13 protein-coding genes and 4 pseudogenes are annotated in these 14,070 nt (G+C 55.5%); 8 read left to right on the top strand and 9 right to left on the bottom strand.

All coding sequences use genetic code 11. The features are described 5' to 3' along the window. Window positions 1–199 precede the first annotated feature (199 nt). The 4 genes and pseudogenes from IX761_RS00080 to IX761_RS00065 all read left to right on the top strand — a co-directional run bounded on the left by IX761_RS00080 (window position 200) and on the right by IX761_RS00065 (window position 4,241). Entirely contained in the window at window positions 200–568 is a 369-nt protein-coding gene (locus tag IX761_RS00080; protein WP_194787538.1) for a hypothetical protein, read from the top strand. Further along, window positions 537–1,811: a relaxase/mobilization nuclease domain-containing protein gene (locus IX761_RS00075; RefSeq protein WP_323744551.1), complete on the top strand. Its 1,275-nt coding sequence runs from the start codon at window positions 537–539 to the stop codon at window positions 1,809–1,811. Before IX761_RS00080 ends, IX761_RS00075 begins: the two co-directional genes overlap by 32 nt. Before the next feature lie 459 nt (window positions 1,812–2,270). Continuing rightward, window positions 2,271–3,295, top strand: a pseudogene (locus IX761_RS00070) (tyrosine-type recombinase/integrase). Window positions 3,296–3,557: 262 nt separating this feature from the next. Then, the gene (locus tag IX761_RS00065) at window positions 3,558–4,241 is read left to right on the top strand and encodes a hypothetical protein (protein WP_194787536.1); all 684 of its coding nucleotides are present in this window, start codon (window positions 3,558–3,560) and stop codon (window positions 4,239–4,241) included. A 386-nt stretch (window positions 4,242–4,627) separates the two neighbouring features. Here the strand turns inward: IX761_RS00065 and IX761_RS00060 are convergent. From IX761_RS00060 to IX761_RS00050, 3 genes and pseudogenes are all read right to left on the bottom strand, one after another. Continuing rightward, window positions 4,628–4,786: pseudogene (locus IX761_RS00060) on the bottom strand (pyocin activator PrtN family protein); the annotation flags it as partial. Window positions 4,787–4,842: 56 nt separating this feature from the next. After that, entirely contained in the window at window positions 4,843–5,412 is a 570-nt protein-coding gene (locus IX761_RS00055) for a DnaB-like helicase N-terminal domain-containing protein (RefSeq protein ID WP_194787535.1), read from the bottom strand. 208 nt (window positions 5,413–5,620) lie between these two features. Then, window positions 5,621–6,772: a TIR domain-containing protein gene (locus IX761_RS00050; RefSeq protein WP_194787534.1), complete on the bottom strand. Its 1,152-nt coding sequence runs from the start codon at window positions 6,770–6,772 to the stop codon at window positions 5,621–5,623. Window positions 6,773–7,053: 281 nt separating this feature from the next. Between IX761_RS00050 and IX761_RS27450 the strand changes: the two are divergent. Beyond that, a pseudogene (locus IX761_RS27450) lies at window positions 7,054–7,178 on the top strand (site-specific integrase); the annotation flags it as partial. Window positions 7,179–8,072: 894 nt separating this feature from the next. Here IX761_RS27450 and IX761_RS00045 read toward each other — a convergent pair. After that, the gene (locus IX761_RS00045; RefSeq protein ID WP_194787533.1) at window positions 8,073–8,939 is read right to left on the bottom strand and encodes a LysR family transcriptional regulator; all 867 of its coding nucleotides are present in this window, start codon (window positions 8,937–8,939) and stop codon (window positions 8,073–8,075) included. Window positions 8,940–9,030: 91 nt separating this feature from the next. Between IX761_RS00045 and IX761_RS00040 the strand changes: the two genes are divergently transcribed. Further along, window positions 9,031–9,474 carry a PACE efflux transporter gene (locus tag IX761_RS00040; protein ID WP_194787532.1) on the top strand — a complete coding sequence of 148 codons (444 nt, stop codon included), beginning with the start codon at window positions 9,031–9,033 and terminating at the stop codon, window positions 9,472–9,474. Window positions 9,475–9,489: 15 nt separating this feature from the next. Here IX761_RS00040 and IX761_RS00035 read toward each other — a convergent pair. Next, a pseudogene (locus IX761_RS00035) lies at window positions 9,490–9,675 on the bottom strand (pyocin activator PrtN family protein); the annotation flags it as partial. Window positions 9,676–9,981: 306 nt separating this feature from the next. Here IX761_RS00035 and IX761_RS00030 point away from each other — a divergent pair. Continuing rightward, window positions 9,982–10,881: an NmrA family NAD(P)-binding protein gene (locus tag IX761_RS00030; RefSeq protein WP_194787531.1), complete on the top strand. Its 900-nt coding sequence runs from the start codon at window positions 9,982–9,984 to the stop codon at window positions 10,879–10,881. A gap of 329 nt (window positions 10,882–11,210) precedes the next feature. Continuing rightward, window positions 11,211–12,188: a tetratricopeptide repeat protein gene (locus IX761_RS00025; protein ID WP_194787530.1), complete on the top strand. Its 978-nt coding sequence runs from the start codon at window positions 11,211–11,213 to the stop codon at window positions 12,186–12,188. A 79-nt stretch (window positions 12,189–12,267) separates the two neighbouring features. Here IX761_RS00025 and IX761_RS00020 read toward each other — a convergent pair whose 3' ends face one another. From IX761_RS00020 to IX761_RS00005, 4 genes are all read right to left on the bottom strand, one after another. Next, a complete protein-coding gene (locus tag IX761_RS00020) occupies window positions 12,268–12,537 on the bottom strand; it encodes a DUF3077 domain-containing protein (RefSeq protein WP_194787837.1) in 270 nt (89 codons plus the stop codon). A 133-nt stretch (window positions 12,538–12,670) separates the two neighbouring features. Beyond that, window positions 12,671–12,916: a hypothetical protein gene (locus IX761_RS00015; protein WP_194787529.1), complete on the bottom strand. Its 246-nt coding sequence runs from the start codon at window positions 12,914–12,916 to the stop codon at window positions 12,671–12,673. Window positions 12,917–13,296: 380 nt separating this feature from the next. Continuing rightward, window positions 13,297–13,581, bottom strand: a complete 285-nt coding sequence (locus IX761_RS00010) for a type II toxin-antitoxin system RelE/ParE family toxin (protein WP_194787528.1) — start codon at window positions 13,579–13,581, stop codon at window positions 13,297–13,299. Further along, the gene (locus IX761_RS00005) at window positions 13,571–13,813 is read right to left on the bottom strand and encodes a CopG family ribbon-helix-helix protein (RefSeq protein WP_194787527.1); all 243 of its coding nucleotides are present in this window, start codon (window positions 13,811–13,813) and stop codon (window positions 13,571–13,573) included. Before IX761_RS00005 ends, IX761_RS00010 begins: the two co-directional genes overlap by 11 nt. Between the last annotated feature and the right edge of the window lie 257 nt (window positions 13,814–14,070).

Here is a 14,070-nt window from a genome sequence, read left to right as displayed (position 1 = left end):
ATATACACGATTTTTCTGGGGGGATATTTTTTGTTGGTTCTGAAGATATGCCAAGAAACAAGTTATGTCGGTGATATACGCCGACTGTCAATTTCTTTCGAAATATCCTGATGCTCACACCCTTGTGGGGTTGCGCTGGGTGTTGCTCCAAGAGCAATACTTAGGAAGTAGATATGATCTGTGAGTGGAAAGGTGCTGTATGAGGGATAAGGTTCTCACCCTTAAGCCGATCAAATCGGCTAAAAAAGATAAAAGCCTGCTAATCCGTATGACCGCTGATGAACGTGCTATTTTTGATGCGCGACTCAAGGAGTCTGGCTACAAAGCTGCTGGAGCTTTTGTTAGGGACTATATAATCAATTCTAAGCCGAAGCGCAGATATGTAATTGTTCCTCAGGCTCAGAAGGCCAACGAGCATCTCGTTGAGCTTGCACAGATGATCTTGGATGGCGAAGAAAAGGAGCTGTTAATAAAAAAGATCATGCACGTTGCTGTTAATATTTTCGGAGAGTTGGAAGGTGTTAACCTTGCTGGAAGTGGTGAAGAGGGCGAGAACTATGATTGGTAAGATTTTAAAGTCGTCAACTGGATCTAGCGCCAATCGTATCAGATATGTTTATGGGTCGAAGAAGCACGATCACGACCTTGTTGGGATTAAAACCATCGATACAAACTGCTTTGCTTTATTTCCGGAAATTGGTATGCGGAAGGGCGGTACGGAGGATCTCGGTTGTATGATCTTGGACATGGATGTCGCTACAAAATTGAAGATTGGTGAGCAAGGGCAGCCGAAGAGGAATTTGAAGCCGATATTCCATGCGGTTCTTTCACTGGATGTCGGCGAATCGCTCACAGATGAGCAGTGGAGGCTTGCTGTACGGCACTATCTGAAGGTGATGGGTTTCAGTGCTTCGAATAAATATGTGGCAGTCCTTCATCCTGATACTGGGAATCAGCACGTTCATATTGTAGCGAATCGCATTCGCTACGAGCCTGGCTTCAAGATGGTTCATGATAAAAATAACTTTGAATTAAACCTCCAAGCGATAAGCGATATAGAGTGCATGTTTGGCCTCAAAAAGGCCCCGAGACCAGAAGAGAGTTGGAATATTGCTGTTAGAAGTAGAGATGTGCAGGGGGCCGCACGGGCCCACACCATGCCTTACAGATCCCGTCTTGCTGCAAGGGTTGGCGCTTGTGTCGAAAGCACCAAGGAACGTAACGGAGATATTATCAATCTTGTTCGGGCTTTGAGGAGGCAAGGCGTCTATGTCCATCTGCGATATGACAGTCAAGGCCAACCGAAGGGAATCGCATATGAGTTCGAGGGGCGTGTCACTTCCGGCAAGACTTTGAAAAAAGCTCGATTTACTTTTCAAAAACTCACCTTGCAGGAGGGTATCAGGTATGAGCCGTATATGCTTCTACAGCTACAAACTGAGATTTCAAAACGAGTTCCGGCGGGTAAAGGAAAGTCTAATCCAGCAGAACAGCGCTACTGGGTCAACCGAGGTTGGATCTACATGTACTTCGTCCCGGAAAACACGGCTCGTGCACCCTTCATCAAACTCAAAGTGAAAAAATCCGGGGCTCAGGTCAGGCGGGAGATCGCCCATGAGGAAGCGATGGCGCTTATCAGGGCAATTTTACAAATCCTGGAAGCTCTTTTCGGTGCTGCCGCTAGATACTCGGCGAGGCCTGGGAATCCAAGAATCAAAGGCTATTCAGAATACGATCAGGATGAGGTGTTTCCATTCCTTTCCCTCGATCAACCTAGGGTTGTTCAGGAGGAACTGCAACTGGATTCGTGAGGTGCGCTGTACAAAATCCTGTTTCCTGGGGCTGTTGAGTGCCCCAAAGGCGTTTGCAACAACCGGGGCCACGGAATCTTCGTCCGTTCCCTCAGTTGGCAGTGCCGGTCGGTAATTCACGAGATGGGGGTTAGAGCGCTGCTGATCTGTCCAGTCAGCTTCAGTCCAGTCAAACGGGCGGTGGAGGAGCGGTGTACCAACAGTGGGCGATCGATTGCACATCCATTACACACGATATTGATTGAAGACCGCGTAATTACTGGTTAAGAAGTCCAATCCATCATGGGGGCAACGCTGAAGCGGCGGGACGGCTCAGGGCTTGTGGTTTGTGGCTTTGAAGCAGTTTCTAGGGGCATTCTGGTCTACGCATTCTTGTTCCATTTTTCGCGGTTTTGGGACGTTTTGGAGTGACAGTGGTGCGATGTACCGCCACCACTAACGCTTGTACCACCGGAAATCATGGCAACGATCAGAGCAAGGAAAAAGGCCGATGGGACGGTCAGCTGTACCGTCCAGATCCGCCTCAAGAAAAAAGGTGTCCTAGTCTACCAAGAGTCCCAGACATTCGCCCGCAAGCAGGCTGCTCAAGCCTGAGCGAAGCGACGAGAGACCGAGTTGGCAGAGCCGGGCGCGATCGAGCGGGCCAACTGTGGTGGGCTAGCGGTCAAGGACATGATCGACCGCTAGCTGGTGGAAGCTGAGAATGCGTGGCCGCTGGGTAAGACGAAGCGGCAGATCCTCCTGGCTATCAGGAACAGTTACCTCGGTGAGGTGGTCGACTCCGACATTTCTTAGCAGGTGCTGGTGGACTCCGCTCTCTGGCGGATGAGCCCTGAGGGCGGCGGCATCAAACCGCAGACAGCCGGCAATGATTTGACTCATCTGGGCTCAGTGCTGTCGTTTGCCAGGGCGGCGTGGGATTACGAGGTCAATCCTCAAGCCATGCCCGACGCTCACCTGGTGCTGAAGCGGCTCGGCTACAACATGAGAAGCCGGGAGCGGGATCGTCGGCCAACCCTAGAAGAGCTCGAAAAAGTGCTCGAACATTTATCTTGTGGGAGGATCTGGATGAGCATCGCCAGGCGGTGAAAGTGCGGGACATGAAGAATCCTGGGCAGAAGATCGGCAACGATGTGTGGTGCCATTTGCCGGATGAGGCATGGGCGATTGTGCAAAGCATGCCGCGTCAGTGCCCGGAGATCTTCCCTTACAACACCGATTCCATTGGCACGGCCTGGTCCAAGGCATGCAAGATGGTGGGCGTGGTGGATCTGCATTTTCACAATTTACGCCACGAAGGTGTGAGCAGGTTGTTCGAAATGGATTGGGATATCCCGAGGGTGTCGAGTGTTTCCGGTCATCGTGACTGGAACTCGCTGCGGCGCTATACACATCTGCGCGGGCGTGATGATAGATATGAATGCTGGAAGTGGTTGGAGAAGATTATCCAGGCGCCAGTTACCCTCGGTGCCCGGGTCGACTAGTTGGTCGGGTAATACACAGGCCGGTTTGGGCCGATTGCTGCGGTTCGCGACGGACCACTTTCGACCCCTTTCTACCATTCGCGCTTCAACAACCAGGTTTTTGCTTAGCAGCGGTAGCCGCCATTTGGCTGCGCGGCTTCGGAAAGCAGATTTTGGTAAGTGATTTATGTTTGATTGATGCTAGCGGGTGAGGGGTGAATACTCTAAGAGACTGATAGCATGCGTATCATATATTGTCTTAATGCGAGATTAAGGGGGCAAGATGCCATCTAATGAAAGTATGACTATCGCCATGCAGCCGGTTGATCCGAGTCAAACGCCGGGGACACCGTCCGAAGATGAGGTTTCTATGTACCCTGTTCGTCACGAAAGCGCACGACACTGGGTAGACCTCAGTCTTCACCTCTCCGACCTTGAGGCCGCTCTTAGTTGGCTGGAACTACTCGTTCACAAGCACACCCAGCGGACACCAGAAGCAGATGCCTTGTGGACGGCAGCGCTCACCATGTTTTTCAAGTGTTTCCAACAAAGCGCAAGTCGGGAAAAACTCAATGCAGCACAGGTCTTCGCGAACGAGCCAGAGGAAGGCCGCGCACAGTTTGAGGTACTCAAGTCTTTGAGGAATAAGACCGTTGTGCACGATGAGAACGCCTATACGCAAGGCGCCGTGTTGGTGCCTATTGCCAACCCTGATGGACCTGTGGCAAAAAGAGGCCAAGCAACTTTGATGCTCTTTGAGGCATCGACGCTCGATGATTGCCACATTAGCAATCTACGACTACTTACCTTGGCATCAATTACTTACGTGAAATCTGCAATTGTAACTGCTTCGGCAGAAGTTGAGGCTTACTTGCGTTCGGCTTCCCGCGCCGATCTTGTAGCTGCTGGTCCGTACCGCTATACATCACCTTCCATCGAAACTGCAAACCAACGAAGGGTCATTTGATCAGTCAGTCAAGAACGCATGAGGCGTATCCGATAGTAGGCACATGGCAGTCCTCTGGCAATGGCCGCTCATGGCTAAACCCAGATGGCTGCGGAAGCAGGTTGTGGCTCTTGTCGAAGTGGACTTTCAAGCGTGGCTCTCGCCTTGATGTTTGCGTCATGAGGCAAACGCGTGGAAAGCATCGATATCAAGCGCCCTCATCATCCGGGTTGTCCCTGTTTTCCCATGTGCCCGAATCGCAAGCGGCCATTTTGACAATTGGTGAGCGCCCGCTTTGGGTCGATAGCCGCCGATCGTAGGCGGCCATCACTGCTGAGTGGTCAATTCGAATGCAAACAGAAGATCACGGACGACAGGCACTGATCAAGTGAGGTGCATATTCCCAGTTAGCCTGCCCGTAGCGTCTTGTTTAATTGCGCACACTCTTTGCGCGCAGCATCCCGCTGCTGATCCAGGTAAAGAGCCAGATCAGCCATGTGGACGCCTCGGGTGCTTTTCTGGCTCGGTTCAAGACGGGTGATGGGCAGCTTGATCTCCCCTGCTAGGTGAAACTGTGCATTAGAAGTGGAACGATCAAGCGGAGCGAGTCGGATGAGGTTGATCAAACCTCGGCATTTTGTTCTGTGTAGTAGGCGTAGCAAATGTGTTCGCCGTACGGATTTGTTAGTAGCCACTGGGGGTCTTCTGTCCACCAAACGACTCCGTGTGAGTAGCCACAGTCCATCACTTCCCGGAATCTCATCAGCCGACGACTAGCCTTTTCTTTGCTGTCGGAGGCTGAGCGGAGGTCGCCAAATCCTTTAATGATACGCGCCATACCGTCCACTATTTCCGGCAGGATTCGTGGTGCATCACGACCGATTTCAGCGAGTTCATGCAGCAGGACCGGGTCGCCTGAAAGCTCCAGTTCTTCATGGATCAAAAGAATATCGATCGGCTCCTGCCGACGGTAAAGTCGTTCGATGGCCATGAAAATCAGTCGATGTGTAGAGTTGCCAAACGAACCTGCATTTAGCTTTATCTGGTTGAGCAACACGGAGATCAGCGGGGCCTCTCCGTAGCGTCGAGGCTCAAGTCCCATTAAGACTAGCCAGCCGAGCAGATCGCGCTCGATTCCTTGAGCAGTGAGCTCCTGAAGTTCGGTCAAACCTTGGCATTTGCTATTGAGCACTTTTAGCGATCCTTGCAATTTCTATCCTGGGTGGCTGTCTTGCGTGGGGCAAAAATGGGGCAAACTGAGCGCCATTCCATGCCTCTCTATGCCTTTCAACCACTATTCGTGCAAAGGGCAAAAGTGCCGATTAGCCTTGTGGCTACGGGACTTTGGCCCTATGCATGTCAATACTCCAGCACAATCGGGGGTATGCTGGGAGACAGAGTCAGTCTCTCCCGATGGCGAGAGTGTGTGGGCCATCCGGCTTTAATAGATCTATGAGGTCATAGTAGGGGACTGAAACCGACCAGCGTCCGTCCGCATAGGAACTGACTTCATAGGGTGCGAATACGAACTGAAAGCCCTGACGGTCTATTGTGAAGCGCCGGAAGTTTTCAATATCAGGACCCGCGCCGCTATTGAACCACTCTATTTGCTTGGTGTCAGGCTTTTCGTTGTTTCTGGACCAGTATTCTCGACATAACTGTTTAACCACAATTTCGCTGAGTGCGCTTGATGCGGCTTTAAGGTCTGTAAAGAAGTCTTCAAGTTCGACTGTTGTAATTCTGTCTATAAGTGTGAAATTGTATGTTTCAAAGTGTGTGTTTGGGTGTGCTGCCCCAGCCCCGTACCAGCTGACATCGTAAGTCAAACTTAGGAAGGTCTCGCTTGCGTGCACTATTCCATAATTTTCCCATCGACCATCAGTGGCCATGGGTTCACCAGGAATTGGGAAAAGCTCTGGTTGTTGGTCCCCTGGCTTCTGCCTGGAAGCGATAAGATTTCGAACGGCGCGCCCGGAGAAATAGAGTGATAGTTCGTTGGCGGCTGTATTTAGTTTTGGGGACCTGAATTGGGGATATTTAATTTTGATGTCGTGCCCTGGTTGTCCAGGCCATTGCTCGTTGAAGAGCTCGTCGAATACTTGGAACGGTCCAGCTGTTATGCCGTTAGTTGTCTCAATGGACTGCTGCTCAGCAGCCGTTCTGAGAGAGGTCAGTACCTGTTCCCAAGCATGAGAGTCGCTCATGTCTATGTACTGGAGTCGTTGAGATATGGGTTGTGGTACTTCGCACTTGTCTAGAAGTAGTGGGATTGCATAGATGTCCGTTGGTTTTTTATATCGCAGGTTTTCTATGGCGTCATTAGCTTCCCTTTGGACAAAGCCTCGTTTGTCAACGCTTCGTTGGCTCATGAGTAGCAGAATTACATTGGCCTCTTTGAAAGCCTTGTCAATTTCAGCTTCCCAGTTTTGTCCGGGTAGTATATGAAGTTTGTCTATCCAGGGTTCGAAACCTTTATGCTTGAGTCGTTGATAGTAGTCCAGTGCAACTGATTGATCTTCCTTGGCATAGCTGACAAAAACTTTTAGCGTCATGTGTTGGCCCTATGATTTTGTTCTTCCATTGACTGATCATCCGTTCAGGGTGGGGAGACGTCACCAGATCGTTGTCGCCATCCTGCGATGGATTGGGCAACCACGCTATCTTCGGCATCGTAAGGCCGGTATCGCAAGTTTGGGGCCTTCTGGATAAGAGTGCTGAGGCGGTTGGTACGAAATTGGTACACGCTTTGAGTACGCGTGGCTAATGTCAGGAAAATAAAGGTGTTAAAGAAAGATATACCCATTCCCTAATCGGCGCAACGCTGAAACGGCGGGAGACATTCGCCCGCAAGCAGGCTGCTCAGCCTGGGTGAAGCGACGAGAGACCGAGTTGGCAGAGCCCGGCGCGATCGAGCGGGCCAACTGTGGTGGGCTAGCGGTCAAGGACATGATCGACCGCTAGCTGGTGGTAGCTGAGAATGCCTAACTGACGCTGGCCGTGGCTGGCTCACTGCGAAGAGCGGTCCAGGCTAAAGCAGCGATCCAGGCGACGGACACGCCGTAATTGAGTCGCTGGTACAGGCCAAACCCATGACCGTTACTGAATGCCTTGGCCATCATTGCAACAGTCGCGAGAGCAAGGATTACACACAGTTTTGCTAATGCGGCCCAGGAACTTTCGCTCAGCGAAAGTGCGATCAGGCGGCAGGCCCCCAATTAAAAGGAGTTTCTCGGGATATGGCTGTTCAACCGTGTCGGCAATCGCAACTACCACGTCAGTTTCGGGTTGAAATCAGATGCCCGCAGCTCTCAACTTTTGACCCATAGCAGATCGCTTCGAGTTTCTAAAGCAGCCAATGTGAGCTTGGGCTTTGTGTGTGCCGCTCAGGGCGTTAAGCTGCCATTGGCAATCCCGATTACCTTTCCCAAGAGGCAAACCTTTGTCTACAGATCCGCTCTGTCTCGTATGTATACCGACGCTTGTATCACTGTTAAAAGCGGCCGAAGATCGCAAAGGCACACTGCTCAGTGAGGCTGAGGTGCTTGAGATTCGAGATAATGCAACCGCGACAGCAGTGCCCTTCAGTGTCGCTTTAGCATTGGAGAAAGAACGGGGTTACGAAGACATAGCCCCAGAAGAATGCTGGAGTGAATGGCAGCGAGTACGCTCACTCATCTGAACAACAGAACCTGGTAGTTCGAAGCTAAAAACTCGCTAAACCTTGCCCCTGCGTCGACTCCCAAGCGAATCAGGACGTGCACGCATTCTCATGGCAACGATCAGGCCCCGCAAGAAGACCGACGGCAGCATCAGCCACACCGCTCAGACGATGAGCCTTGAAACGCGGTGGACTTATTGCGGCCAGGCCTCCACCAGAAAATCCCGCACCGCCTTGATCCGTGCACTTGCCCGCAGCGAGCGATGAGTACACAACCACACCTCCTGGGTCAGCCCGGGCATGTCCATCACCAGTTCCAGGGTCGGCGTCAGCTTGGCCGTGCGTTTTTCCACGATCCCCAGCCCGGCGCCTGCAATCACCCCGTCGTAGATGCCCAAGGTCTGGTTGCAGCGCAGCCACGGCGCAGGTGCGCCGTCGAGGCCTTGCCACCAGGTTTCCAGGTCCTGATCCATGCGCGACTCCTCCAGCCCGACGAAGTCCAGGTTGGCCCAATCCCGCGCTGCAATCGCCGGGCGGTGGCGGTCGAGGTACTGGCTGGCGCCGTACAGGGCAAACTCGATTTCGCCGAGGCGTTCGGCTGACAGGTCCTTGGTTTCCGGTTCGGTATAGCGCAGAGAAAGATCCGCTTCGCGCCGCGCCAGGTTCACCGGGTGCGGCGTGGTCAGCACCTCCATGTCCAGCAGTGGATGCCGCGGGCGAATCGGGGCCAGCAGGGCGATCACCAGGAATGACAGCCACTCGTCGGCGTTCACCCGTACCGTGCCTTCCACGCTCTCCGGCGAATCCGCCTCGCGCAGGATCTCGTTGGCCGCGCCCTCCATCTGCTCGGCGAAGCCTGAAATACGCTGGCCGAAGGCGGTGGGCAGGCAGCCGGTGGAGCTGCGCTCCAGGAGTTGCCCGCCGAGCTGTTCCTCCAGCGCATCGAGCCGCCGCGACAATGTGGCGGTACTCAGCCGCAGGCGCTGCGCCGCGCGTTTCAGATTGCCGGTACGGACCACGGCGAGCAGGACATGCAGGTTGTCCCATTCAAGGCGTTTCATATTTGCAACCACTACTTAGAATACTGGCTGTTGAGGTACGAAAATGTAGTGCATAAGCTGGCCGGGTTCAAACGTTTCCAGGAGTCATCCCATGACCACCGAAAAGACCCTGCTCACTCGTATCGTCCATGCGTTGGGCTTCGAATTCTTCGCCTTGCTGCTCTGCGCACCGATCATCGCCCTGGTGATGGACAAGCCGCTGATGAGCGCCGGGCTGCTGACCCTGGCGATCTCCGTGACCGCGACGGTGTGGAACATGCTCTACAGCTACCTGTTCGATCGCTTGCAGGTGCGCATGGGCTTCCAGCGCACGCCGCTGGTGCGGATCGCCCACGCCCTGGGCTTCGAAGGCGGGCTGATCCTCGCCGTGGTGCCGGCGGCGGCCTGGTGGCTGTCGATCGGGCTGGTGGAGGCGTTTCTGATGGAGGTGGGGTTGCTGGCGTTCCTGCTGCCGTATACCTACCTGTACAACCTGGGGTTCGACCGGCTGCTGGAGCAGCGGCGGGCCAAGGTCGGAAAGCTGGTGTGCAATTGAGGGCCTTGTCGCCGAGTGGGTGCCTCGGGCGCTCTCCTGGCTCGGTTCAAGTCGGGAGATGGGCCGCTTGATCTGCGCTGACAGTACCTTGCATTGAACTACGAGCGGCGTGAGGTGTGTGAAGTAGTCGGCGCGCACTTGCTTGAGCGAGATGATCGCCAGACCGTTGCAGCGCGCCCTCAATACGAAAGCCCTGTTCATGCACTTTTCTCGGTGGCTTGTTGAGCTCGGGCGGGCAGTTGGTTGCCGCGTGTGCGAGGAAAGCCACAGGCATTGCAGGTAGCCGCCATAGCGGGGCGCATGAAGGTCTGTAGCTGCTGGGCAATGTGCAAGACTTACCCTGCGTCGCCGCTTGACATTAACAAAACAATTGTTATGTTTTGTGTGTCGCAGCGATCAGCAGAAATGTGGTGGATGACGGTGAATTCGTGCTTCGGGCCTGTTAGATGCCGATCGGCTTGCACTCAGTACAACAAAAATGACGAGTAAATGGAGGCACGGAACTGAATGTCAAAGGCACTGATCATCGGCGCAACGGGTAATTTGACAGGATTGACCGCGGAACGGCTGTACCGAGCCTCGCCGGATAGCTTGCGGGTTGCAACCAGCCGGCCTGCAGGCCTCGAAACACTCGCTCAACGGTTCCCCGGCGCCGAGGTGGTGCTGGCAGATTGGAATGACGAAGCCAGTCTCGTTGCGGCGATGCAGGGGGTCAGCAGATTGCTCGTGGTGACACCTGACTTTTTCACGGATGAAAACGTCGCCACGTCGAACATCATCAGCGCGGCAAAGAAGGCCGGGTCGATCGAACTTGTGGTACGGCTCCTCTCGATACCGCCGGGGCTCACCGCCGACCAGCTGTCGCAGGAGTTTCTCGACACGCGCTGCGGTGCGAATTTGCACGTTATTGCCAAGCCGCTGCTCGACGCCAGCGGGCTTCCAGTCTGCTATGTCAATGTTCCGGCGTGGATCATGTTCAACCTCCATCTGTTCCTCGCAGCCGAGGTGAAACTGAGCCGGCGCATCGCCATGCCGGCCGCGACCCAGGCAAACCGGATGTGGGTATCGGAGCATGACATTGCCGATGTCATGGCGAAGATACTGTCTGAATCGGTGTCTCTCCACGTCGGGCGCGAATATGTGCTGACTTCGCCCCAGCGTTACGGCTATTCGGACGTTGCTGAAGTCTTCTCGGCAGTGCTTGAAGAAGACGTGACCTATGCGCAGGACGACGAGCCGCTGCGAAATCTGATGGGTGATGCCTACGAAACCTTGATGACCTATTTCCGGCACGAAACAAAGGCCTATGGCGCCGTGGTCCACAGCGAAACGCTTTCACAACTGCTGGGTCGGCCGCAGCAGACCTTGCACGACTACATCAAGATCAACAGGGAAGCGTTTCAGTGAGCTCGATGCCTGAGCCCGTACCTCCAGTGTGGCTGAAGCCTGGGCATCGAGAGCGGTAGGCGCTCGCATCCCGGCAGCGTCAATGGCAATAAGAATGAGAACGCCGGTTTGTTGGATAATGCTTGTGCGAGCAAATACATCTACAAGCCGGTGGCGCTCAGTTATCTCATTTTTGCCCCATCCGATCGACGACGCTCCTTCGCCTCGACAGCGATGACCTGATGGCCATTGGCTGCACCGGCAATGACTTGCCTTGGGCGTCCTGCTAGCATGCGGCCCCCGCAACGCGGACGGACCGCCTGCATGACCCGTATGGACACCGCCGATACATGATCCGCCACCTCGCATTGATTGCCCTGATGGCCGCCCTCGGCGGCTGCCAATCCATGGAAAACCTGGGCCAGAGCACTGCGCAATACATCAAGGCTGCTCGTAACCCGCCACCCCGTACGCCCATGGAGGCTTTCCTCGCCGAACTGCGCAACCCGTACGTGGCGCTCGGCACGTTCGACTACAGCCTCGGCGACGATCAAGCCAAGGCCTGCTACCGCGCCACCTACTCCCGAACCGCCCAGCCGGGCCAAGTGCGACAAGTCATGGCGGCCAGTGAACAAGGCCATGGCGCTTGCCAGCATGTGCTTGGAACGCTGTACGAAACCGGCAGTGGGGTGTCCTTGGACCTCGTCCGCGCCCGGGCGCTTTATGTGCAAGCAGCCCCGAACGACCCCTACGCCTACATCGAGTTGGGCCGTATGGCGCGTGACGGTGTGGGCGAGCCCGTCGACTTCGTCAGGGCACGTGACTTCTACAAACAGGCCGGCCCAGGGGGGGCGGTGGGCCTGGGTGGGCTGATGGAGCAGGGCAAGGGCGGGCCGCAGGATGTGCAAGGCGCCTTGAACCTGTACATGCAGGCCACCCGCAAGCACCGCGACCCCGCGTGGAAGGCCATGCGTACGCTGCAGGCCAAAGGCTTGCCACTGGATGCGGGGCAGGTGGAAAAGTACAACCGGCTCTGGCTCGAGGGGTTCATGAACATCCAGAGGGTGCAGATCAAAAGCATGCGGTCGTTCAGCGGCATCAGCCCGGCCGAGACGATGACGGTCAAGGTGTTGTACAGGTTCACGGCAGGGCAAACCCGCCCCACCGCTTACCTTGCACAGAGTAGCGGCGATCCGCAGGTTGATGGCGTCGTAGTGAGAGGCCTGGACAAGCTGCCGATGGAGGATCCATACCTGGTGCCCGAGGGTAAGAGTACCCCCGATTTTGTGGCCCCGGTGGTCATCCACCCCAGCGCCTTCGGCGGTTGAGCCGACCTGTCCACCGGCTACGCCGCCCCCTTAGGAGCCGGCCTTGCCGGCGAACAGGCCCGCCCAGGCAACAACGCCCTCAGTGCTGCATCCCCAGCTCCGCATCATCCATCAGCGCCTTGGCCAGCGCACTCAGGTAATACGCCGCCCAGAGCATCTGCGGCTTCTCCTCCATGATCCCGGTGATGGTCAGGTCGCGCACGCAGCCCATCAGCTCCGACGCCTGGTCGCGTGCGTGCTGGCAAGGGATGCCTGGCTCGATGCAGAACAGCGCGTCGGTCTGGCCTTCGCCCTGGTAGAACTTGGTCTTGCCCACGGTGGTGGGGTGTGGTCTGTGGTCATTGCTCAATCTCCCTGAAATGGTCGGTGCCTGGGAGGGCTCATTCGCCGGCAAGGCCGGCTCCTACAGGTGAACCGCAGCCCCCGTTGGAGCCGGCGTTGCCGGCGAACAGGGCCCATCCAGGCAGCCCATGACGAACGGCCTAATGCAACGTCCGAGGCTCCATCAGCGGCATCTGCACCTGAATCAACGCCGATTCGAGCAGTACCCGCAGCGCCTCCATCTCATGCATTGAAGCCATCATCAGCATCGAAGCCGGCGACCTGGGCTGCAGCAAAACAGCCTGATGCGCCACGGTCTGCGCGCACAGGGCGTACTCCGTGGCCTGGATGATCGTGTCTTCGAGGGAGTGGTGATTGTGGGGTGGATCGGGGACGATCTTTTGCATCACGATTTTCCTCAATGGTGCGACCACCTGCCTGCTGTCAAACAGAAGGGTGGCAGCTGTACGTGGGTTGACAGACCGGCGGAAATCGCAAAGTTCCGGCGCACGCAAGCGTGCCCGCACGTACAGCCGCCATTGAGGGCAAAGCCATACACGATTTACCGTCACAGCCTGTCAAAGCTGTATCGTTGATGTGCAACGACTCGCCGAGACTAGGGCCCAGGCAGGGCGACCGCAACGGGAAAAAGGCGGTGAAAGTATGTTTGGGAAATGGACTACAAGGAAGGGGGAAAGTCTGATTGCCGGCAATCTCGCTCTAGGGCGTCTTGAGCCCGGCGCAGGGCGCCGTACAGGGCAACTGCTACATACACACAACTTCCGCGCTACCACGTTGAACGCGGGCGTTGCCTTGTATGAAAGATACCCAGTATCTGTAGGCGGTCGCCTCGTACCCGATAGGGTATCAAGTAAGACCAGTTCGGTACTGCCCACTCCCGAGTGTTGCTGACTCGCCCCTCACGTCCCATGCTGGGAAACTGCGCAAGGTGATCAACGCTTGCAAAAATGGCGTCGGTGAAATCGTCAGCTGCCTTGGGGTTTTCCTGGGCAATGTAATTGGCTTCGTCTTCCAGGTTTCTGAGTGCTTTCTCCAGCCACTCAACCCGCATTCCGGCTCCAGCGTCGGGCACGCATTGCCGCGACTTGCTCATCACTTGCGAACTTACCTTGGTCGGCTTGCGCTACCGCCTGCTCGATCTGAAGGGTCAGCGTCTTTTCGTGTTCGATGTAGTCACGAAGAACGTCCATTGCCAGATAGCTTGCACTCTGGCCATTGGCCTTTGCGAGGTCCGCGAGTGAATCGGAAAGGTCTTCCGGAAGTTCCAGCGATAGGCCAGTCATGGCAACCTCGGTGTTAGTGAGTGCTGGTCATGTTACACCCTCAAGTCCACCAGCGAATCGACAGGTTGTCGCCATGTGTAAACACCCGCTCGCAAAGCGGTTAGCGCATATGCCATCGCCCAATAGCCGTTTCAGCACGTTCGTCTACCTTGCAACCCGCTGCATACCGCCGCGAACAACGCGAGCAGTGCGCCGATCCCCAGCCCACTCGGCAGCGCAGCGTCATTCGAAAAAACCGCAAACATCCCCCCCATAAC

The organism is Pseudomonas sp. UFMG81, from assembly GCF_015354575.1.
In the GTDB taxonomy this organism is placed as follows: Bacteria; Pseudomonadota; Gammaproteobacteria; order Pseudomonadales; family Pseudomonadaceae; genus Aquipseudomonas.
Note: the sequence above shows the minus strand (reverse complement) of the source record. Positions and strands in the feature narration are given on the sequence as shown.

What these genes read in the sequence shown, in the direction of transcription:
- IX761_RS00080 (WP_194787538.1), top strand. Translation starts at nt 200, where the DNA reads ATGAGGGATAAGGTTCTCACCCTTAAGCCGATCAAATCGGCTAAAAAA.
- IX761_RS00065 (WP_194787536.1), top strand. Translation starts at nt 3,558, where the DNA reads ATGCCATCTAATGAAAGTATGACTATCGCCATGCAGCCGGTTGATCCG.
- IX761_RS00050 (WP_194787534.1), bottom strand. Translation starts at nt 6,772, where the DNA reads ATGACGCTAAAAGTTTTTGTCAGCTATGCCAAGGAAGATCAATCAGTT.
- IX761_RS00045 (WP_194787533.1), bottom strand. Translation starts at nt 8,939, where the DNA reads ATGAAACGCCTTGAATGGGACAACCTGCATGTCCTGCTCGCCGTGGTC.
- IX761_RS00040 (WP_194787532.1), top strand. Translation starts at nt 9,031, where the DNA reads ATGACCACCGAAAAGACCCTGCTCACTCGTATCGTCCATGCGTTGGGC.
- IX761_RS00030 (WP_194787531.1), top strand. Translation starts at nt 9,982, where the DNA reads ATGTCAAAGGCACTGATCATCGGCGCAACGGGTAATTTGACAGGATTG.
- IX761_RS00025 (WP_194787530.1), top strand. Translation starts at nt 11,211, where the DNA reads ATGATCCGCCACCTCGCATTGATTGCCCTGATGGCCGCCCTCGGCGGC.
- IX761_RS00015 (WP_194787529.1), bottom strand. Translation starts at nt 12,916, where the DNA reads ATGCAAAAGATCGTCCCCGATCCACCCCACAATCACCACTCCCTCGAA.
- IX761_RS00010 (WP_194787528.1), bottom strand. Translation starts at nt 13,581, where the DNA reads ATGCGGGTTGAGTGGCTGGAGAAAGCACTCAGAAACCTGGAAGACGAA.
- IX761_RS00005 (WP_194787527.1), bottom strand. Translation starts at nt 13,813, where the DNA reads ATGACTGGCCTATCGCTGGAACTTCCGGAAGACCTTTCCGATTCACTC.